The 18,204-nt window shown below is 65.1% G+C and carries 18 protein-coding genes; 9 read left to right on the top strand and 9 right to left on the bottom strand.

The genetic code is table 11. The features are described 5' to 3' along the window. Nucleotides 1-2 precede the first annotated feature (2 nt). Nucleotides 3-2,546, top strand: a complete 2,544-nt coding sequence (gene ligD, locus V8U06_RS27025; RefSeq protein ID WP_427143307.1) for a DNA ligase D — start codon at nucleotides 3-5, stop codon at nucleotides 2,544-2,546. A gap of 1 nt (nucleotide 2,547) precedes the next feature. On the opposite strand, the gene V8U06_RS27020 is transcribed toward ligD, so the two are convergent. Beyond that, complete coding sequence (locus V8U06_RS27020) at nucleotides 2,548-3,345, bottom strand: Ku protein (RefSeq protein WP_427143306.1); 798 nt, start codon at nucleotides 3,343-3,345, stop codon at nucleotides 2,548-2,550. After that, nucleotides 3,345-3,566 carry a hypothetical protein gene (locus V8U06_RS27015; protein WP_226922247.1) on the bottom strand — a complete coding sequence of 74 codons (222 nt, stop codon included), beginning with the start codon at nucleotides 3,564-3,566 and terminating at the stop codon, nucleotides 3,345-3,347. The genes V8U06_RS27020 and V8U06_RS27015 overlap by 1 nt, the downstream gene beginning before the upstream one ends. A 106-nt stretch (nucleotides 3,567-3,672) precedes the next feature. On the opposite strand from V8U06_RS27015, the gene V8U06_RS27010 reads away from it, so the two are divergent. After that, the gene (locus tag V8U06_RS27010) at nucleotides 3,673-3,969 is read left to right on the top strand and encodes a DUF3175 domain-containing protein (protein ID WP_427143305.1); all 297 of its coding nucleotides are present in this window, start codon (nucleotides 3,673-3,675) and stop codon (nucleotides 3,967-3,969) included. A 7-nt stretch (nucleotides 3,970-3,976) separates the two neighbouring features. Beyond that, nucleotides 3,977-4,492, top strand: coding sequence for a cupin (locus tag V8U06_RS27005; protein ID WP_427143304.1), 516 nt, complete (start codon nucleotides 3,977-3,979; stop codon nucleotides 4,490-4,492). A gap of 97 nt (nucleotides 4,493-4,589) precedes the next feature. Here V8U06_RS27005 and V8U06_RS27000 read toward each other — a convergent pair whose 3' ends face one another. Then, nucleotides 4,590-5,030, bottom strand: coding sequence for a PPC domain-containing DNA-binding protein (locus V8U06_RS27000; protein WP_427143303.1), 441 nt, complete (start codon nucleotides 5,028-5,030; stop codon nucleotides 4,590-4,592). 54 nt (nucleotides 5,031-5,084) lie between these two features. Beyond that, a complete protein-coding gene (gene otsB, locus V8U06_RS26995) occupies nucleotides 5,085-5,897 on the bottom strand; it encodes a trehalose-phosphatase (protein WP_427143302.1) in 813 nt (270 codons plus the stop codon). A 121-nt stretch (nucleotides 5,898-6,018) separates the two neighbouring features. On the opposite strand from otsB, the gene V8U06_RS26990 reads away from it, so the two are divergent. Further along, nucleotides 6,019-7,086 carry an ROK family protein gene (locus tag V8U06_RS26990; protein ID WP_226922251.1) on the top strand — a complete coding sequence of 356 codons (1,068 nt, stop codon included), beginning with the start codon at nucleotides 6,019-6,021 and terminating at the stop codon, nucleotides 7,084-7,086. A gap of 97 nt (nucleotides 7,087-7,183) precedes the next feature. Here V8U06_RS26990 and V8U06_RS26985 read toward each other — a convergent pair whose 3' ends face one another. The 5 genes from V8U06_RS26985 to V8U06_RS26965 all read right to left on the bottom strand — a co-directional run bounded on the left by V8U06_RS26985 (nucleotide 7,184) and on the right by V8U06_RS26965 (nucleotide 12,146). Then, nucleotides 7,184-7,390, bottom strand: a complete 207-nt coding sequence (locus V8U06_RS26985; RefSeq protein ID WP_427143301.1) for a hypothetical protein — start codon at nucleotides 7,388-7,390, stop codon at nucleotides 7,184-7,186. Nucleotides 7,391-7,576: 186 nt separating this feature from the next. Continuing rightward, on the bottom strand, nucleotides 7,577-8,554 hold the full coding sequence (locus V8U06_RS26980) for an extracellular solute-binding protein (RefSeq protein ID WP_226922253.1): 978 nt from the start codon (nucleotides 8,552-8,554) through the stop codon (nucleotides 7,577-7,579). A gap of 57 nt (nucleotides 8,555-8,611) precedes the next feature. Then, complete coding sequence (locus V8U06_RS26975) at nucleotides 8,612-10,252, bottom strand: ABC transporter permease (protein WP_427143300.1); 1,641 nt, start codon at nucleotides 10,250-10,252, stop codon at nucleotides 8,612-8,614. Continuing rightward, complete coding sequence (locus V8U06_RS26970; RefSeq protein WP_427143299.1) at nucleotides 10,249-11,310, bottom strand: ABC transporter ATP-binding protein; 1,062 nt, start codon at nucleotides 11,308-11,310, stop codon at nucleotides 10,249-10,251. Before V8U06_RS26970 ends, V8U06_RS26975 begins: the two co-directional genes overlap by 4 nt. A 26-nt stretch (nucleotides 11,311-11,336) precedes the next feature. After that, entirely contained in the window at nucleotides 11,337-12,146 is an 810-nt protein-coding gene (locus V8U06_RS26965; RefSeq protein WP_226922256.1) for an inositol monophosphatase family protein, read from the bottom strand. 264 nt (nucleotides 12,147-12,410) lie between these two features. Between V8U06_RS26965 and V8U06_RS26960 the strand changes: the two genes are divergently transcribed. From V8U06_RS26960 to V8U06_RS26940, 5 genes are all read left to right on the top strand, one after another. After that, nucleotides 12,411-13,202, top strand: coding sequence for a DeoR/GlpR family DNA-binding transcription regulator (locus tag V8U06_RS26960; RefSeq protein WP_427143298.1), 792 nt, complete (start codon nucleotides 12,411-12,413; stop codon nucleotides 13,200-13,202). 186 nt (nucleotides 13,203-13,388) lie between these two features. Next, on the top strand, nucleotides 13,389-14,408 hold the full coding sequence (locus V8U06_RS26955; protein ID WP_427143297.1) for an ABC transporter substrate-binding protein: 1,020 nt from the start codon (nucleotides 13,389-13,391) through the stop codon (nucleotides 14,406-14,408). 110 nt (nucleotides 14,409-14,518) lie between these two features. Then, a complete protein-coding gene (locus V8U06_RS26950; RefSeq protein WP_226922259.1) occupies nucleotides 14,519-16,201 on the top strand; it encodes an ABC transporter permease in 1,683 nt (560 codons plus the stop codon). A gap of 5 nt (nucleotides 16,202-16,206) precedes the next feature. Next, entirely contained in the window at nucleotides 16,207-17,304 is a 1,098-nt protein-coding gene (locus tag V8U06_RS26945; RefSeq protein ID WP_427143296.1) for an ABC transporter ATP-binding protein, read from the top strand. Beyond that, nucleotides 17,301-18,158, top strand: coding sequence for an inositol monophosphatase family protein (locus tag V8U06_RS26940; RefSeq protein ID WP_427143295.1), 858 nt, complete (start codon nucleotides 17,301-17,303; stop codon nucleotides 18,156-18,158). The genes V8U06_RS26945 and V8U06_RS26940 overlap by 4 nt, the downstream gene beginning before the upstream one ends. The last annotated feature ends 46 nt before the right edge of the window (nucleotides 18,159-18,204 follow it).

Here is an 18,204-nt window from a genome sequence, read left to right as displayed (position 1 = left end):
GCATGGCGACCCTCGACGTCTACAGGCAGAAACGGGATTTCAAGGCCACGTCCGAACCCAAGGGACGCAAGGGCCGGAAAGGCGGTCACAGCTTCGTCGTCCAGAAACACGATGCGACGCGGCTCCACTATGATTTTCGTCTCGAAATGGACGGCGTGCTCAAAAGCTGGGCGGTGACGCGCGGCCCGAGCCTTGTCCCCAGCGAAAAGCGGCTCGCCGTGCATGTGGAGGACCACCCCCTCGCCTATGGCGATTTCGAGGGCACGATCCCCAAGGGCGAATATGGCGGCGGCACCGTCATCGTCTGGGACCGCGGCACCTGGGAGCCGATCGGCGACGCGCGGAAAGCCTATGCGAAAGGCCATCTCGAATTTTCGCTCGACGGCGAGAAACTGCGCGGCCGCTGGCATCTCGTGCGCATGCACGGCAAGCCGGGCGAAAAGCGGGAGAACTGGCTGCTGATCAAGGGCGACGACGAATTCGCCGTGGCCGAGGGCGACGATGACCTCCTTAAGGAGCAGCCCCGGTCGGTGAAGACGGGACGAGAGATCGCCGCGGTCGCCGGAGAAGAGCCAGGCTGGTCCTCCCGGACGGGTCGCATCCGCAAATCCTCCCGCAAGGCTGCCAAGGCCAAAGCGGAAACGCCCGAAGCAGAGGCGCCCGATCCGTCCGGCATCAAGGGTGCGCGCAAGGCAAAGCTGCCGGATTTCCTGCCGCCGACGCTCGCCACCCTTGCCAGCACGCCGCCGCCCGGCGACCGCTGGCTGCACGAGATCAAGTTCGACGGCTACCGGCTTCAGGCGCGCATCGAGGCGGGGCGGGTGAAACTCTTCACCCGTAGCGGGCTCGACTGGACGAAGAAGTTCGGCAAGGGCGTCACCGCGGCACTTCAGGCCTTGCCGGTCGGCACGGCGCTCATCGACGGCGAGCTTGTGGTGGAAACCGGTGCCGGCGCCTCGGATTTCTCCGCCCTGCAGGCAGATCTCAGCGCAGGGCGCGACGACCGCTTCGTCTTCTACGCCTTCGATCTCCTCCATCTCGACGGCTACGACCTGACCCGCATGCCGCTGGAAGAGCGCAAGGCGCTGCTGGAAAAACTGGTTCCGGGAACCGCCGGCATCCTGCGCTACAGCGGCCATTTCGACGAGAATGGCGCGCTGGTGCTGCGCCATGCCTGCCGGCTCAGTCTCGAAGGCGTTGTCTCCAAGCTGCGCGACGCGCCCTATCGCGAAGGACGCAGCAAAAGCTGGATCAAGTCGAAATGCTCGGCCCGGCAGGAATTCGTCATCGGCGGTTACGTGCCCTCCACCGTCTCACGCCAGGCCATCGGGTCGCTCGTGCTCGGTGTCTACAAGAGTGGCAAGCTGGAGCCGGTCGGCCGCGTCGGCACCGGCTTCAGCGCCCCCGTCGCCGCCGATCTCTTCAAGCGCCTCTCGCGCATGCGCACGGACGAAAGCCCCTTCGGCCGCAAGCTGACGGCGGACGAGGCGCGGCAGGCGCGCTATGTCCGGCCGGAACTGGTGGCGGAGGTGGAATTTCGCGCCTGGACGGCCGACGGGCATCTGCGTCATGCTTCCTTCCGGGGCCTGAGGGAAGACAAGCCAGCCACGGAGGTCATCGCCGAAATGCCGAAGACACGGACGAAAACCACAGCGACCGAGGCCGAAAGACCAACCCGCCGCACCGTGCGCCTTACCCATCCCGATCGCGTCTACTGGCCGGACGAGGGCGTCACCAAGGAAGGGCTTGCCGACTACTACACCGAGGTCTGGCGCTATATCGCTCCTCACATCGTCGGCCGTCCCCTCGCCCTGCTGCGCGCGCCAAGCGGCATAGACGGCCAGACCTTCTTCCAGAAACACGCCTGGAAGGGCATCAATGCCAACATCGTCGAGGTGCAGGACCCGGCGGAGAAGGATGACGAACCCTATGTCGCCATCGAGGACATCGACGGGCTTATGGGCCTCGTGCAGTCGGCGGTGCTGGAAATCCACCCCTGGGGCTCGACGCTCGCCGATTGGGAACGACCGGACCGCATCATCATGGACCTCGACCCCGGCGAGGGCGTCGCCTGGCAGGCGGTCATCAACGGAGCGGAGGAAACGCGACAGCGTCTCGAGGCGGCCGGGCTCAACGCTTTCGTCAAGACGTCCGGCGGCAAGGGTCTGCATGTCTGCGCCCCCCTGAAACCCTCGGCGCGCTGGCCCGCGGTCAAGGCGTTCTGCAAGGGCATCGCCGATGCCATGGCCAAGGACAGCCCCGACAAATACGTGTCCACCATCACCAAGTCGAAGCGGCGCGGCAAAATCCTCATCGACTACCTGCGCAACCAGCGCGGCATGACGGCGGTGGCGCCCTATTCCACGCGCGCCCGACCCGGTGCGGCCGTTTCCATGCCGCTCGCCTGGGACGAGCTCAACGCCGATATCGGCCCGGCCTACTTCACCGTCGAGAATACGCCGACGCGCCTGCATGCCCTCAAGGCCGATCCATGGGAAGACTTCACCAAGGCTGCAATGCCCCTGAAAGACAAGGCCAGGGAGTGACCTATTTGCCCTTGCCTTCCGCCTTGATGCTCTTGCGCAGGGCATCCATGATATTGATGACATTGCCTGTCGACGGCGGCGGCGTCTTGGTCTTGGCGGGGCGCTTGCGGCCCTTCTTCTTCGCCGCGATGATATCGAGCAGCCGTTCCTGCACCGGATCGTCCGCCATCTTCGGATCCCAGTCCTTCGTGCGCTCCTTGATGAGCGTCTTGACCAGCGACAGGGCTTTCGATTCCGGTTTCACCTGCTTGAGCCCGGCAAAATAATCCTTCTCCTCGCGCACCTCGTCGCCATAACGTAGCGTCCACAGGACGATGCCCTTGCCGCGCGGCTCCAGCATCACTGCCCGTTCGCGGCGATAGAGCACCAGCCGGGAAATGCCGACCGTGCCGGTCGAGGCCATGGCCTCGCGAATGACGGAAAACGCCTCCTCGCCGACCGCATCGTTCGGCACGAGATAATGCGGGGAATCGTACCAGATCCATGCGATGGATTCGCGCGGCACGAAGGTCTCGATGTCGATGGTGCGCGTGCTTTCCAGCGCAACCGCCTCGATCTCCTCGTCCTCCAGCATCACATAGTCGTCCTCGCCGCGCGGATAGCCCTTCACCTCGTCGTCCTCGTTCACCGCCTTGCCGGTGACGGCATCGACATAGCGGCTGACCACCGGATTGCCGGTCTTGCCGTTGAGCGTGCGGAAGCGGATCTTGTCCTCCTGCGAGATGGCCGGAGACATGGCCACCGGGCAGGTGACCAGCGAGAGCTTCAGATAGCCCTTCCAGAACGAGCGCGGCGCCATCAACCCTTCCTCTCGATGGGCAGATGCTTCGACAGGGCGAAGCGTTCGGCAAACGCGATGTCTTCCTGCGTGACGATGGGAATGGGATCGGAAAGAATGGCGAGCAGCGCTTCGCGCGAAATGGAATCCTCCTCCAGGGCCTCCATCAGCGCACCGCGCGTTTCCCGCTCGGCGCGCAGCAGGGCGGCAAGCGCCAGGATCAGTCGGTCCTTGTTGTCCATGGGCTTCAACCTCCGGAAACGTGTCCAAATCTCTAATGCGGCATGCGGCCGGGAGTTCCCGGAACATTCGCCGGACGGCACAGTTCCTCATGCAACGCCGAGGAGAATGACCATGGCAAAGAAGAAATGGTCGCAGGACGTGACGGAAAACAGCGATGCGATGGACCTGAAGGACGGCGTCTTCAAGCAGCGCAGCGCCAGGACGATCGCCGCGTCCCTCAAGCGGTCGGCGGAGACGAGCGACCGGCGTAAGTCGAGCCCCTTCCGCTCGGCCATGTCCATGCTGACCTTCTACATCAACCGGGCGGGTGACCAGCTTCCCGACAGTCGCCGCAAGACTCTGGAAAAGGCCAAGGACGCGTTACGCAAGGATTTCGGCAAGGCGCCGAAGGCGGACAAGTGAGGCTGCGATGAAACAACCCGAAACCCTCATCTTCCCCGCCAGCGAATGGGTGCCCAACCACCCCTTCCTGCCCGTGCTGATCTACCGAAACGTCCTGCCGCCGGCGCAGAAGGACCGCGCGAGCACCTTTGAACAGCTGTTCCGCGAGGCGGGATGGCAGGATATCTGGCGCAACGGCGTCTTTTCCTATCAGCACTACCATGTCGGCGCACATGAGGTGCTGGGCATTGCGGAGGGAACGGCGGAACTGCTGCTCGGCGGCCCCGATGGCAAAAGCGTTTCCGTACGCGCAGGCGACTGTCTGGTTCTGCCCGCCGGTACGGGGCACAAGCGGGAAAGCGCCAGCGGCGATCTCTTGGTCGTCGGCGCCTATCCGCCCGGCCAGCATGCGGATATCGAGACGGCCGCGGCAACGCCAGGCGAGCTTCAGATCATCGCGACCCTGCCAATCCCGGCCTCAGACCCGGTCTACGGCCGTGACGGACCGCTTCGCACTCTCTGGTCGGACGGCGCGGACGGCTAAATTTTGTCAGGGAAAAGTGGGAACCGGTTTTCCCGAAAAGACAAACGAAAACAAAAGAATTTAGAGCATGTCTGGTTCAATCTGAACCTGACAAACTCTAGGCGAGGTCGATCAGTGCGATACCGAGGTCGGCATTGTGTCGGCGCCGCAGGGCAGACGGCGTCTCGCGCAGCACCACTTCCAGCGTCGGGCGGACATACCCCTCGAGGAAATGACCGCCCTTCGTGCTGCCGTCGGCAAAGCCGAGCACCGCATGCAAATGCAGGCTGGCCTTCCCCTTGTCGTCCACCGCCACGTCGCCCATCAGGCTGAGCACTTCCGACTGCACCTCGACCGGGATCTTTTCATAGCTCTTCGTCTCATAGGCGAAGAAGGCGATCATCGCGGCCCGGAAGGCGCCGATCGCCGTCAGCGAAGCGGCCGTGATGCCCTCGCGCTCGACGAAATCCGCAATACATCGGAAAGCCTCTTCGCCCTCGTCGAGAACGAGAATGTAAGTGCGTTCGCCCGCATCGCTTGCCAGAAGTTTGTGCTTCATCATTGCCTCCATGCATTTCAGGAGAAAGCCGGCAGAGGCGTTTCGGTTCCAGGCTCACGAGGCGGAGGCGACCTTGCGCGTGTCCGCCGCCGCGATCACCGAGAGCGCCGAGCGGAGCGCGGAGGGGGACGAGGACTTCGCCAGCGCCGCCGTGGCGGTGCTGAGGGAACCCACCCGGATCGACTGGCCGCCGCGCGCATTGGCAAGGGCGAACATGGTTTCGTCCGTCAGGTCGTCGCCGATGGCGATTGGCAGACGCCCCGCAAAGGGCATCTGCTCCAGATAGGCGGCCACCGCCTCGCCCTTGTCGGCGCGCGAGGGGCGGATTTCGAAAACCATCTTGCCCGGTTGCAGAACCCAGCCCTGCCCCGCCTCCGCCGCGAAATCGCGCATGATGCTCTCGAGGGCCGTGTCATAGGCGGGCGCCAGCCGGTAATGCGCGGCGACCGCCGCGCCCTTGTCCTCGATCAGCACGCCCTCCATCCACGCCGTCTTCTCCACCAGTCGGCGCTTCAGCATGGCAAAGGCCGCCGTCTCGGCGACGGCGGACACCGCCCCGTCCGGCGCGCGAAACTCTGCGCCATGCAGCCCGGCAATGGGAAAGCGGTGCGGGGCGAAGAGCCCGTCCGCGTAGGAAAGGCTGCGTCCCGTCACCAGCGCCAGCGCGCCGCCGAGCCGTCCGGCAACCCCCGCCAGATCGCCCGGCAACGACAGCGGCACCTGGATTTCGTCCGGCGTGGCGGCAAGATCGAGCAGGGTGCCGTCGATGTCGAGAAAGAGCGCCCAGCGCTCCGGCGTGTCGACGAGACGGCGAATAAGGTGGCGGGCGGCGGCATCGGACGGCCACGATTTTTCATGTTCGCTCATCGCTTTTCCTGTTCACTGCTGGAAGGGCAAGTAGATCGCGAATGCGCGTCGACAAGGGGCGAGGGAACAAGTCCATGTCCGGCGCATTGCCTCCCGCATCGCAGTTCGCAGGGAGACGTCCATGGCCAAGCAATCCGTCAGATCGACCGAGGAAAACGGTCCGCTCATCGCCCATGGAGCCGAGGACCTGCCCGCCGTGGCGGTGGCGAGCTACAGCCTGGAAATTCGCGATAAGGCGGGTTTCGTCGGCGACCGCGCCAACAAGGGCGCCTTCCGAAGGCTTCTCGACGACTGGCGCAAGCGGGCGCGCAAGGGCGGCGAGGATCCGCTGGGCGACACCGCGACCGACGACCTCTCCAAAAAGGAGATCGACGCGTTCCTGAAGGACGAGGAAACCACGGCGGCGGCGCTCGTACGTGCCGCCGTCGACGACCTGGGCGAAGCGCTGGCCGAGACGCTCGCGCGCTATCTGCAGGAGGACGCCTGGAAGGGCGTGAAGACGATCGCGGTCGGTGGTGGCTTCCGGGACAGCAAGGCGGGCCTGATGGCGATTGCCCGCGCCCAACTGCTTCTGAGAGCCGAAGGGCTGAAGGTCACGCTCGCAGCGATCGCCAATCACCCCGACGAAGCTGGGCTTCTCGGCGCGGTGCATCTCGTGCCCGCCTGGATGCTGAAGGGGCATGACGCGATTCTCGCCGTCGATATCGGCGGCACCAACATTCGCGCCGGCGTCGTCAAGCTGGGGAACGAGCCGGATTTCTCCGAGGCGAAGGTCTGGAAGTCCGCGCTCTGGCGCCACGCCGACGACGAACCGCGGCGCACCGCCACCATCGACTATCTCGTGCAGCTCATCGAAGGCCTTATCGGCAAGGCGGAAAAGGCCGGTGTCGGCCTTGCCCCTGTCATCGGTGTCGGCTGCCCCGGCATCATCGCCGCGGACGGCTCGATTGCCCGCGGCGGGCAGAACCTGCCGGGCGGCAATTGGGAAAGCACGCACTTCAACCTGCCGGAGGCCCTGCGCAAGGCCATTCCGCGCATCGCCGACCAGCCGACCTTCATCATCATGCACAACGATGCCGTCGTGCAGGGCCTCTCCGAACTGCCGCGGATGAAGGACGCCAAAGCGTGGGCGGCGGTCACGATCGGCACCGGCCTCGGCAATGTCAGTTTCACCAACAAGGAGACCTAGAGCATGTCAGGTTCAGATTGAACCAGACATGCTCTAAATTCCTTTGTTTTCGTTTGTCTTTTCGGGAAAACCGGTTTCCACTTTCCCCTGACAAACTCTAGCCGGCGCTTTGGTCCATCTGCTTTTCCGGCGCGTCGTTTTCGTCCGGATTGGGATTGGGCTCTTCGTCCGGGAGGCGGTCGGGCTCCGGTTCCCTGATCGGTAGCGTCGGCCTGTCGATGGGTGGCAGGTCCGGCACGGGGCTCGGCCCCGGCCCCGGCCCTAGACCAAGATTGGGATTGGGATCGTTCGGAATGATGGCCATGAGCACCTCCTTCGAGGTCCCAATGGCCGCGCGCCGCAAAGGTTCCCGGCAATCGCACCCGCCAACGCGGCCGCGAAAACGACAAACGGCGTGTGGGCAGGAGAATTGCCCACACGCCGTCCCAGACACAAGGACGCCGGCGCTTGAAGCGCGGACCTCCGCCGACGTCCTTGCGCGGGAGGACCGTTATTCGCTCGAACCGGCCTTCGGCAGGTTGGCCCATTCGGCGAGGAAGGCGTCACGGTTCTTGGCGGCCTCTTCCTCGTCGATCTTGAAGACCTTGATCGAGGAGAGTTCCGGCAGCTTGACGTAGTCGGAAACCTTGATGTCGGTGCGGCTCGGGCGGCGGAAGGCGACCTTCAGCAGCTCGATCTGCGATTCCTTGGACAGCAGCGCGTCGATCGCCTTCTTGGCGTCCTCACCCGCCGGGCCGCCCTTCACGAGCGCGGAATATTCCGGCGTCGTGAACGTGCCGGAGGACGGATACACGATGCTGATCTCCGTCTGGCCGCCGTCGACATAGCTGTAGCTGTTCGTCTCGAAGGTGATGCCGGCGGCATATTCGCCCATCGCGACGCCCTTCGGCACGGCCGAGGACGAGGAGGAAACGACGAGATTGGCGACGACCGCCTTGTAGGTCTCCGCGTCGAGCAGCTTGGAAAGACCCCAGACGATGGTGTAGCCGGTCGAGCTGTTCGACGGATCGGGAAGGATGATGCGGCCCTTCCAGGCCGGATCGGCGAGGTCCTTCCAGTCGGCGGGCGCGGCCGTGCCGTTGAGCTGGTCGGTGTTGACCATCAGCGTCACGACATGGACGTTGGCCGGCTGGAAATAATCGTCGGCGACGCGCAGGTCCGCCGGTACGGCGGCAAGTTCCGGCGAGGCATAGGGTTCGAGCACGTCCTTGAAGGCGCCCATCGTGTTGGCCGAAGACGACCAGAAGACGTCGCCCTGGGGCGCGGCCTTCTCCGCCTCGATACGGCGCAGCAGAACGCCGCTGCCGCCGGTGATGATGCCGGTGGTAAGCCCCGCCTTCTCCTTGATGACGGCCTGCACGGCTTCGACGGCCGGCACCGGATTGGTGGTGTAGATGACTGGATCGGCGGCATTGGCGCCGGCGGCAAGGCCGGTCAGCAGCAGCGTGGTTGCGGCAAGTTTCTTCATGGCAGTTCCTCCTTGGTGGTTGAGACGGCCGCGTCCCTCACGCGGCCGGTCGGGTCTTCATTTCGAGGCGAACAGGTCGACCTTGAAAACGGTGGTGGCGATGACGACGGGCACGAGGATCACGGCGACCAGCACCAGGCCATAGGCCGAGGCGTAGGCCATCAGGCCGGAATCGATGAGCCGGAAGATCTGGATCGGCAGGGTTTCCCGCCCGCCGGAATAGACGAGCAGCGAGGCCGAGAGTTCGGAAACCGTGGTCGTCCAGGTCAGGATCGCGGCGGAGGCGACGGCGGGCAGCATCATCGGCAGCACGACGCGCAGGAAGGTGCGCAGCGGCGGCGAGCCGAGGCTGATCGAGGCCTCCTCGATGGAGTTCGGGATGTTGTGCAGGATCGCCTGGCCGTTGCGCATGCCGAAGGGCATGCGACGGATGACATAGGCAAGCACGATGATCGTCGAGGTGCCCGTCAGCGCCAGGAAGCCGCCATTGAACGAGGCCAGCAGGCCGACGCCGAGCACCGTGCCGGACAGCGCCAGCGGAATGGCCGAGACATAGTCGATCAGCGGCGTGACGAGGTTCGGCTTCTTGACGACGAGGTAGCTCACCAGTGTGGAGAAGGCGACCGAGATGACGGTGGCGATACCGGCATAGACGATCGAGTTGACCAGCGGGCCGGGCGCGGTGATGAAGACGCGCGCCATGTTGTCGAGCGTCCATTCGCCCCAGCGCATGACCGGGCCGCGCGAGACCGTGAAGGCGCCGACCGCGATGGTGACGAGCGGCAGCAGCGAGACGGCGACGACGATGCCAGCCGCGCCGCTGACGAGCACGCCTTGCGTCCCCCTCAGCGGCTGCGGCTTGCCCCCCCTCCCCTGGACGATCTCGTAACGGCCCTTGGCGATGATGCGGCGATTGATGAAGAGCACGGCCATGACGATCAGCACCGAAGTGCTGGCAAGCGTGCTCTGCATGGTGAGGTTGGACGCGCCCTCCGCGACGGCCGCCTGGTAGATCGCCACCGACAGCAGCGGCACATTGTGGCCGAGGATGGTGGAGATGGCGAAGTTGCCGACGACCATGGTGAAGACGAGCAGCGCCGAGGCGAGGATCGCCGGGCGGATGACCGGCAGCATCACGTCGAAACGCGAACGAACGGGCGCCGTGCCGAGGCTCTGGGCGGCCTCTTCGAGCTGCGCGTCGAACTTGCCGATGGCCGCCACCGTGCCGATATAGACATAGGTGTAATAGATGAAGCTCATCGACGTGATGAGGCCGAACCAGCCGTAGAAGCTCGGCAGGAAGATGCCGTAGGCCTTCAGGAACCGGGTGACGACGCCGTTGTTGCCGAGGATCATCAGCCAGGTCTGGGCCGTCACCACTTCCGGGATGACGAGCGTGATGAGCGGCAGCAGCGTGATGAACATCTTGCCGCGGAAGCGGTAGCGCGCCGAGACATAGGCGAGCGGCACGCCGATCAGCGTGGAGAACAACGTGACGACGGTCGCGAGCAGCAGCGTGTTGCCGATGGCCGCAAGGCTGCGCCCATCCTCCATGAGCTGCAGCCAGCCCGAGCGGCCCTCCCCGACGAAGCTCGCCGTGAAGATGTAGAGCAGCGGATAGAGCACGAAGATGCCGAGAAGGCCCAGCGCAAGCGCCGAAAGCCACGGCCAGGGAGAGCGGAGATCGACGCGGGTCATGAGCGGATCACCCGGGCCGCTGCCGGCTCGAAACCGAGATGGACACTGGCGCCCGGCAGGAAGGCGTCGTGCCCCGCGCCGTGCATTTCGGCATTGAGGACGAGACCGCCCGCGCATTCGACGCTGTAGCTGGTGCGCGCGCCGAGATATTGCCGGCCGCGGATCGTCGCGGGCAGTGACTGCCGGCCATCGACGGGCGCGGCGGAAATCTTCAGGTCCTCGGGACGCAGCACGAGCAGGCCCCGCTCGGCCGGGCCTTCGAGCGCATCGGTCGCCACGAGGCGGCTGCCGGCGAACTCGACCTCGACGAGGCCGGCGGAAGCCGGGCGCACGGACACTTCGGAACGGTTGGCCGCGCCGACGAAATCGGCGACATAGCCGGTGCGCGGCGTCGCGTAGATCTGCTGCGGCGTGCCGAGCTGCTCGACCTTGCCCTTGTTCATCACGCCGATGAGATCGGACATGGAGAGGGCTTCCTCCTGGTCGTGCGTCACGAAGACCGTCGTGATGTTCGCTTCGCGCTGCAGTTCGATGATCGTCTCGCGAATCTGCACGCGCAGCTTGGCGTCGAGGTTGGAAAGCGGTTCGTCCATCAAAAGCACGGCCGGCTTGATGACGAGGGCGCGGGCGAGCGCCACGCGCTGGCGCTGGCCGCCAGAAAGGGCGGCCGGGTGACGGCCCATGACATGGCCGAGGCCGACGCGCTCCAGCGCGACCTTCACCTTGTCGAGAACGCCGGGGCCTTTCTCGCCGCGGGCGCGAAGGCCATAGGCGACATTGTCGGCCACCGTCTTGTCGGGGAAAAGAGCGTAGTCCTGAAAGACCATGCCGATGGCGCGCTTGTGCGGCGGAAGCTCGGTGACGTCGCGGCCGCCGAAGCGGATATGCCCGCCGCTCGCCGGGGCGAAGCCCGCGATGGTGCGCAAGAGCGTGGTCTTGCCGCAGCCGGACGGCCCCAGCAGCGTGAAGAAGCAGCCCTCGGGAATGTCGAGGGACAGACCGGAAATGACGGTCTCGGCCCCGTATTTCACCGAGAGATTGGAAATCGCTATGCCCATGGGTTCCCCCTTTTTCGTCTTCGAGGCTACGCGCTGGCCTTGGCGGCCTTCAGGTCGGTAATCAGATCGAGCGCCTGGCGGTGCACGGCGGCGTCGCCCGCACCCAGGAGCTGGCCGGAGCTTTCCAGCGTCAGCGGCGCGCCGGCCCAGTCGGTGACGATGCCGCCCGCTCCTTCCACGATGGGCCGGAACGGCGCGAAATCGAAGACCTTCTGACCGCCGTCGAGCGCAAGGTCGGTTCGCCCGTCGGAGAGCAGGCCGTAGTTGAGGCTTGCCCCGCCATAGGAGCGCGCGCCGGTGACGGCCCGCAGCCGGTCGAGCGCGGGACGCTCGGCGGGAGCGAAATAATCCTGGTTGCTGTTGGTCATGATCGCCTGCCCGATCGCGGGGCAGGCGCGCACGCGGATCGGCCGGCCGTTGCGCGTCGTCTGGCGGCCCTCGGCGCCGATCCAGCGGGAATCGATGGCGGGAATGTCGATGATGCCGAGCCGCGGCACGCCGCCGACGGCAAGCGCGATCAGCGTGCCATAATACGGCAGGCCGGCAATGAAGGCCGTCGTGCCGTCGATGGGGTCGAGCACCCAGACATGATCGCTGCCGGGGCGCACCCAGTCGCGTTCCTCGCCGATGATGCCATGGGTCGGATAGCGCGCGGAAATCATCTCGCGCAACCGGTCCTCGATGAGGATGTCCATCGCGGTGACGAGGCTGCGGTCCGGTTTTACGGTGACGTCGACATGCGCCATGTCGTTTTCCCGCAGCACGGTGCGGGCGACATCCGCCAGTTCCACGGCAAAGGCCACATGCTGGTCATCGATAGGGGCGGCGCTGGTCATTCTCTCTTCGATGCTTTCCCGGTTTCAAGGCAGCCGCCATCGCGCCCGCACAGTCATGCGGGTTGGTGCGTCGGCGCTGTTTTCCGACTGATTGAAGGGTTTGACGGGGCCATTTTCGGCCTCTGCTTTCTTCGTACATGCAAATCGTCAATGTGGCAATATGTGTTTTAGTTGGCAAAGTGAGTTTTTATGCGGCGATAGATATGGCGCTTGTGGCAAAGCGAGGCGTCGCCTATCAATAGGAGCAGCAAAGGAGACCGCGCGATGTGGCAAGAAGAGCGCCAGCAAAAGATCCGTTCGCTGCTTGCGGCCTATGGCCAGGTGTCGATCGACCGCATCGTCGAGGACTTCGGCGTCTCCCGCGAAACGATCCGCCGCGACCTCATGGAAATGGAAGTGGCCGGGGAATTGCGCCGGGTGCGTGGCGGCGCCATTCCCATGGCCGCGCGCGAGGATACGACCTTCGGCGTGCGCATCACGCTCCGCCTTCAGGAAAAGCGCACGATCTGCGCCACCGCGCTCGGCTATCTGGAAAGCGGCCAGACGATCTTCATGGATGCCGGCTCGACCAGCTCGACCATGGCCGAGGCGCTGGCCGGCCCGACAGGGCTTACCAACCTCACCATCCTGACCAATTCCATCGACGTCGCGAGCCAGTTGACGGAACGGCCGGGCGAGCTTTCGCGCGGCACTCGCGTCATCCTGCTCGCCGGCAACGTCAAGCAGGACCCGATGGAAACTTACGGCGAGGCGACGATCAACGACATCCAGCGCTACCGCGCCGATGTCGCGCTGCTCGCCCCCTGGGGTGTCGACGCCACGATGGGCGCCATGAACTACTTCCTGCACGGCGCGGAGATCGCCCGCGCCATGGTGCGCAATTCCGGCCGCACGATCATCCTCGCCGATCATTCCAAGGTCGGCGTCGTCAGCCGCTCGGTCTTCTGCGAGACGGGGGAGATGGCCCATCTCATCACCGACGCCAAGGCGCGCCAGAAGCCCGGCTTCGAGGCGCTGGCCGCGGCGGTGCCGGGACTTGTCGTGGCGGGTGAATAGGACGGCTTTGCATAGGCTGGCTTGCCCGACGGACTACAGGAGAAGAAAGAAATGTAGCTTAATTACATTTCTTTTGACAAATGTAGATTTCTTCACTAAACAAGGCGCCACGCACGGTGAGAGAGACCTGGAAGCCTTGAAGAGGCCTTCACGGGAGGCCGTGACGTTCACCTGGAGGAAATCGATATGAAACGCCGTTTCGCGCTGGCTTCAGCGCTTGCAGTCCTGTGCTCGCATGTGTTCTCGGCCGGTGGCGCCGAGGCGGCCGGCATGACCGTCTATTGCCCGATGTCGGAAGACGATTGCGGCGCCGTCCTGAAGGCATTCAAGGACGATACCGGTATCGAGGCGCAGTTCGTGCGCATCGGCGCGGGTGAAATCCTCGCCCGTATCCGCGCCGAGAAGGCCAATCCGCAGGCCGGCCTGTGGCTCGCCGGCGCAGCCGACAACTTCATCCAGGCCGCGTCCGAAGGCCTGCTCGCCGCGCACAAGACGGCCGGCGTCGAGAAGGTCGATCCGCGCTACACCGACAAGGAAGGCCGCTGGACGCCGATCTCGCTGTCGCCCATCGTCTTCGCCTACAGCCAGCAGGTTCTCGACGAAATCGGCGCCAAGCCGCCGACGAGCTGGAAGTCCTTCGCCGATCCGGCCTTCAAGGACAGCATCGCGCTGGCCCATCCGGCATCCTCGGGCACGGCCTATGTCGCGCTCGCCTCCATCGTCCAGCTCGACGGCGAGGAACCCGCCTTCGCCCTGATGAAGGAGATCGACAAGAACGTGGTGCAGTACACCCGTTCGGGCGTCGCGCCCTCGCGCATGGTCGCCAACAACGAGATCGCGCTCGCGATGGCCTATACGCAGGACATCGAAGCCGCGCTCGCCCAGGGCTATCCGGTCGGCTATTCCTTCCCGGAAGAAGGCACCGGCTTTGAAGTGAACGCCGCCGCGGCCATCGCCAACGCGCCGGAAGAACAGGCCAAGGGCGCCGCCGCCTTCCTCGACTGGATCCTGACCGAAAAGGGCCAGGCCGCCATCGGCGCCACGTTCCGCGGCCCCATCGTGCCGGGCTACAAGAACCCCGAGGCCAAGATCGACCTCACCAATGTGAAGATGATCGACTACAACTTCACCTGGGCCGGCGAGAACCGCGCACGCCTGCTGGAGCGCTACGAAAACGACGTGCGCCACAAGGCTGACGCCAAGTAACAGCAGGCAGGCTTTCCCGCTTTTCTCCGAAGCGGGAAAGCCCCCTTCCTTTGACGACATGCGATTCCGAGCGGAAAGCCGCCCCTGGAATTGCCCAAGGAGCCTTTTCCATGACCCTCGTTTCGCAAGCGGCCCCGTCCGGCAGGACCGGGGCATCGCCAGCCTTCCTGCGCAAGATCGTCGTCGACCCCTGGCTGTTCGGCATCTTCGCCCTCGTCACGCTCTCGGTGCTCATCTTCGCCGCCCTGCCCATATTCACCGTGATGAAGCAGGCCGTCGTCACCGACAAGGGTTTCGATCTCGGCGTTCTCGTCGACACGCTGTCCCAGTCTTTCGTCTGGACGTCGTTCGCCAACACGCTGCTGCTCGGCGCGACCTCCGCGGTGATCGCCACAGCCGCCGGCTTCCTGCTCGCCTTTTCCGCGACGCGCACCACCATGCCGGGGAAGACCTTCGTACATGGCGTGGCGCTGCTGCCGATCATCTCGCCGCCCTTCGTCATGGCGCTGGCCGTGGTCATTCTCTTCGGCCGCTCGGGTCTCATCACCCGCGAACTGCTCGGCATCCGCAACGCCAATGTCTACGGCTTTCATAGCCTGGTGCTGATCCAGTCGCTGGCCTTCACGCCCATCGCCTATCTCAACATCCGCGGCATGCTGCAGTCGATCGACACCGCGCTGGAAGATGCCTCGGCCTCGCTGGGCGCCTCGCGCTGGACGACCTTCTCGCGGGTGACTTTGCCGCTGGTGACGCCGGCGATCCTCTCCTCGACGTTGCTCGTCTTCGTCAAATCGGTCGAGGATTTCGGCAACCCGATGCTGATCGGCGGTAATTACAACACGCTCGCCGTCGAGGCCTATTCGCAGATGGTCGGCTACTTCAACCTGCAGGCCGGCGCGCTGCTCGCAAGCCTCATGCTGGTGCCCTCGATGACGGCCTTCCTCGTCCACCGCTACTGGGTGAGCAAGCGCAGCTACGTGACCGTAACCGGCAAGCCGTCCGCCCAGACGATCCGCATTTCCGGCTCCGTGGTCGTGCCGCTCACCATCGGCTGTTACGCTATCGCCTTCACGATCCTGCTCTTCTACCTGACGGTCGTCTACGTCTCCTTCACCAAGCTGCCCGGCGTCAACAACACGCTGACGCTCGACCACTACGCGACCGTCTTCACGGCCGGCTTCCACACGCTCAGCAATTCGCTGCTGCTGGCCAGCATCGCCACGCCGGTCACCGCCATTGCCGGCATGCTGATCGCCTATCTGCTGATCCGCAAGGCGTTTCCCGGCAGCTTCCTGCTGCGCTGGGGCACCCTGCTCTCCTTCGCGGCGCCCGGCACCATCCTCGGCATCGGCTATGTCAGCACCTTCAACGCACCGCCGCTGCTCCTGACCGGCACCGCCTTCATCGTCATCGCCGCCATGGTGGTGAAGAACCTGCAGGTCGGCATCGAGGCCGGTTCCAACCAGCTGCGCCAGATCGACAAGTCCATCGAGGAGGCGTCCACCATCCTCGGCGCCTCGAACACGCGCACCTTCTTCCAGGTCACGCTGCCGCTGCTGAAGCCTGCGCTGTTCACCTCGCTCTCCTACGCCTTCACGCGCTCCCTGACGACGCTGTCGGCGGTCATCTTCCTCGTCTCGGCCAACTGGACGCTCATCACCGTCACCATTCTCTCGCAGGTGGAAACGCTGAAGCTCGGCGTCGCGGCGGCCTATTGCAGCATCCTCGTCTTCGTCGTGCTCGCCATCCTGGCGGTCATGCAGCTCGTTCTCAATTCGACATCGAAGAGGTAAGCCCCATGTCGAAAGTCATCTTTTCCAACATCACCAAGCGCTTTCCGGGCGTGGCCGGCGCCACCGCCGTCGACAAGCTGAACCTCACCATCGAGGAAGGCACGCTCGTCACCCTGCTCGGCCCGTCCGGCTGCGGCAAGACGACGACGCTGCGCATGCTCGCCGGCTTCGAGACGCCCTCCGACGGCACCATCACCATCGGTGGCCGCGACGTCACGAACGTACCCGTCAACGCGCGCAATGTCGGCATGGTCTTCCAGAGCTACGCCCTCTTCCCGCACATGACGGTGCGCGAGAATGTCGAATACGGCGTGCGCCTGCTTTCCCTGCCGAAGGCCGAGATGAAGGACCGCGTCGACAACATCCTCGAGACCATGGCGCTCGCCCAGTATGCCGACCGCTCGCCCTCGCGCCTGTCGGGCGGCCAGCAGCAGCGCGTGGCGCTCGCCCGCGCCGTCGTCACGCAGCCGAAGGTGCTGCTGTTCGACGAACCGCTTTCCAACCTCGACGCCCAGCTTCGCGAGCGCATGCGCGACGAACTGCGCGCCATCCAGCTTCGCCTCGGCATCACCAGCCTCTACGTCACCCACGACCAGAGCGAGGCCATGGCGATCTCCGACCGCGTGGTCGTCATGCGCGGCGGCGTGATCGAGCAGGACGACAGCCCGCTCAACGTCTATTCCCGCCCCGGCACCGGCTTCGTCGCCGAATTCATGGGCAAGGCAAACATCCTCAACGGCAAGGTGGAGGCCGTGGACGACACGACGGTGCGCGTGCGCATCGCCTCGACGGTCGCCTTCACGCTGGCGCGCGGCGGCCGCGACTTCAAGACCGGCCAGGCCGTTCGCTGCGTGGTCCGGCCGGAGCATATTCGCGTCGACGCCGCCGGCGCGATGCAGGCAAAGGTGCGCCGGGTCGTCTTCCAGGGCGCCTATGTCGAATATCTCACGGATATCGAAGGCCAGGAATGCGTCTTCCTCGATACTGACTATTACAAGACCGGCGTTGCCGAAGTCGGCCAGACGCTCGGTCTTTCCATCGATAGCCGGCCGGTCTGGATCCTGCCGGAACATGAAGCCACCACTCTCGGAAAAGCCGCATGACCCTCTCCAAGCCCATCACCAAAGACCTCTCCGAAACGATCGCAAGCGTGGCCTGCGAGGCTGCGCTCGCCGCCGGCATGGTGGCGCATCGGGGCTTCGTCAATGCCAGCCCCGAGAGCCTTGTAACCCAGCAGAAGGCCGGCTTCTTCGATATCGTGACGGCCTCCGACAAGGCGGCCGAGCGGGCCGCCTGCGACACGATCTGGTCGCGTATCCCCGCCTCCCGCATCCTCGGCGAGGAAGGCGGCTGGCAGGGCGAAGGCGACACGACCTGGATCATCGATCCGATCGACGGCACCAGCAACTTCGCCTCGGGCCTGCCCTTCTTCTGCGTCTCCATCGCCGCCTACCACAAGGGTGAGCCGGTGTGTGGCGTCGTCTACGATCCGGTCCGCGAGGAACTGTTCCTGGCGAACCAGGGGCGGCTGACGCTGAACGGCGAGGTGGTCAGGCATTTCCTGCGCGGCACCACCGACCGGGAGGTCGAGGTTTTGACCAATGCGCCCTATGAGGGCGAACGCCCCTCGCGCGCTGCGCAGGAGGCCCATGCGGACCTCGTCAACTCCTTCCGCGCCGTGCGCCGGCTGGGCTCCTGCGCCCTGCATCTGGCCTATGTCGCCGTCGGCCGCGTCGCCATCGCCTACGAATCGAAGTTCAGCGCCTGGGACATCGCCGCCGGCATCCAGCTCGTCCAGGCGGCGGGCGGACAGGTTCATGCACAGGACGCCGAGGGCCGCGCCGTCGAACCGCGCGAGGAGGCGCTTGGCTCCGTCAAAAGGCTCGTCGTGGCGCAGGCCGGTTTCGACTATCGGTCGTCCTGCCTGTCGAAGCAGATGGCCAACGGCGTGCTGTAATCCTCACACCGGAACCGCCACGGCCGGAACGAAGGGGTCCACTCCC

Source organism: Shinella sp. G-2, assembly GCF_050172695.1.
GTDB lineage: Bacteria > Pseudomonadota > Alphaproteobacteria > Rhizobiales > Rhizobiaceae > Shinella.
The sequence above is the reverse complement of the archived record's forward strand: the minus strand, read 5'-3'. Positions and strand labels throughout refer to the sequence as shown.